The following is a 2028-nucleotide window of genomic DNA, read 5'->3' on the forward strand; positions in this document are numbered from 1 at the left end:
CTGTGGCTGGGCTCCATCAAGTCCAACATCGGCCACACCCAAGCGGCCTCGGGCGTCGCCGGCGTGATCAAGATGGTCATGGCCATGCGACACGGCATACTCCCCGCGACCCTCCACGTGGACGAACCGACCCCGCACGTCGACTGGACCACCGGCGCGGTGAAACTGCTCACCGACGCCCGCCCCTGGACAACCACCGGCCGGCCCCGCCGGGCCGGAGTGTCCTCGTTCGGCATCAGCGGCACCAACGCGCACATCGTGCTGGAAAACGCCCCGACACCCGACGACGAGGCTCCCGCACCCGCACGCACCCCACGCCCCCTGGGCTGGACACTGTCCGCGAAGACCGCCGACGCCCTCCGCGCCCAGGCCGCACGACTGCGCGGACTCATGACCCAGCACCACACCGACCCGCACGACGTCGCCTGGTCACTGGCCACCACCCGCGCCGCCCTGGACCACCGCGCGGTGGTCATCGGCACCGAACGCGATGAACTCCTCACCGGCCTCGCCGCACTGGCCGACGGCTCGCCCGCCCCCCACACCCACGCCGCGGAGGCGACCCAGGGCCGCACCGCGTTCCTCTTCACCGGGCAGGGTGCACAGCGTGCCGGTATGGGGCGGGGGCTGTACGAGGCGTTCCCCGTGTACGCCGATGCTTTCGACGCGGTCTGCGCGGAGCTGGAACCGCACCTGGAACGCCCGGTGCGTGATGTTGTCTTCGGCGGTGAGGGACTCGATGAGACCGTGTGGGCGCAGGCCGGGCTGTTTGCCGTCGAGGTTGCGGTGTTCCGGCTGCTGGAGTCCTGGGGTGTGGTCCCGGACGTTCTGCTCGGGCACTCGGTCGGCGAGATCGCGGCCGCCCACTGCGCCGGGGTGTTCTCACTCACCGACGCCTGCCGGCTCGTCGCCGCACGCGGCCGTCTGATGCAGGCGCTCCCCGCGGGCGGGGCGATGCTCGCGGTGGAAGCCACCGAGGCCGAGGCCGTCGCGGCGACCGAAGGCCGCCTGGACATCGCCGCGGTGAACGGTCCGACCTCGGTGGTGGTCTCCGGCGACATCGAGACCGTCGAGGAGTTCGCCGCGACCTGGTCGGCCCAGGGCCGCAGGACCAGCCGGCTCACGGTGTCCCACGCCTTCCACTCGGCCCTGATGGAACCCATGCTCGCCGAATTCGCCACCGTACTGAAGAAGACCCGCTTCACCGAGCCACGCATCCCCCTCGTGTCCAACCTCACCGGCCGGCTCGCCGAGCCCGGACTCCTCTCCAGCCCGGACTACTGGGTACGACAAGTCCGCGAAGCCGTCCGCTTCGCCGACGGAGTCGAGGCCCTGCGACAGGAAGGCACCACCCGCTTGGTGGAACTGGGCCCGGACGCGGTGCTGTGCGGGATGGCCCGACAGACCGACATCGCCGCCACCGCCGCCCCGATCCTCCGAGCCGACCGCGACGACACCACCACCGCGCTACAAGCCCTCGCCCGGCTGTGGACCCACGGCGCGAACGCCGACTGGTCCGCACTTGCCCCCGCCGGCCGCCGCACCACCCTCCCCACCTACCCGTTCCAACGCGACCGGTACTGGCCGCGCACCACCACCGCGGCCACACAACCAGCCCCCCACACGACGGACTCCCGCTTCTGGGACGCCATCGAACACCAGGACATCGACGCACTCGCCGATCTCCTGGACAACCCCAGCACGCCGGACCTGCTCGGCGCGGCACTCCCGATACTGTCCACCTGGCGGCGACACCAGCAGAAGAAGTCCGCGGTCGACTCCTGGCGCTACCTCACCACCTGGCGCCCGATCACCGACCTGCCCACAACCCCCGCACTGACCGGCCGCTGGCTGGTGATCACCCCCGAAAACCAGCCGACCCCCGCCCCCACCCCCTCCCGTCTCGGCGTGCGGGTTGTGGTCGCTGCCGCGGTGCCCCCCGCGGCCCCCCCGCCCCCCCCCCCCCCCCGGCCGGCCCCCCCCCCGCCCCCCCCCCCCCCCCAACTCCCGCACGGGGCGGCCCACGGA

Annotated in this window: 1 protein-coding gene; it reads left to right on the forward strand. The window is 72.5% G+C overall.

Features of this window, described 5'->3' with window-relative positions; all coding sequences use genetic code 11:
• On the forward strand, positions 1 to 2028 hold a 2028-nt coding region (locus JS521_RS35400; protein ID WP_205086951.1), incomplete at both ends, for a type I polyketide synthase.

The sequence above is a fragment of the Streptomyces durocortorensis genome, from assembly GCF_016901035.1.
GTDB classification, from domain to species: Bacteria; Actinomycetota; Actinomycetes; order Streptomycetales; family Streptomycetaceae; genus Streptomyces; species Streptomyces durocortorensis.